Source organism: Protofrankia sp. CiP1_Cm_nod4 (assembly GCF_982290645.1).
Map to the genome: position 1 here is coordinate 1,417 of NZ_CEVIVC010000265.1, position 425 is coordinate 1,841.

General features: G+C 69.9%; 1 protein-coding gene. It reads left to right on the forward strand.

Annotated features, from left to right (window positions below; translation table 11 throughout):
* Positions 1-414: E2/UBC family protein (locus AC5LSR_RS23960; RefSeq protein WP_493469072.1), on the forward strand; the 414-nt coding region annotated here is incomplete at its 5' end.
* Between the last annotated feature and the right edge of the window lie 11 nt (positions 415-425).

Here is a 425-nt window from a genome sequence, read left to right on the forward strand (position 1 = left end):
GCGATGAGCCCGCGGAACCGCCGTATCCGGCTCGAAGCCGCCCAGCTCGCCGGGGCCTACCGGGGGCTTCGCATCGCCGACGACGACTCGTGGATTCTCATCCCCGAATTCCGGCTGCCGGCCGGATGGGAGCCGGCCCGCACCACCGTGCTCGTCGTCGTGCCGGTCACCTACCCCGAGTGCGCCCCGGACGGCTTCTTCCTCGGTTCCCGCCTGCGACGGCGCGACGCTGACGGCGGCAGCGGCGGCCTCGTCGCCCCGGGCCACTATTACCGCGACTACAACAACCCCTACGCCGACCTGGGCTACGTCTGGTATTGCCTGGAGGATCCGTACCGGCGGTGGAATCCCGGGCTCGACTCACTGTTCACCTTCGTCGAGGCCATCCGCACCTACCTCGGCACGGCGGACTGACCGATGAGACC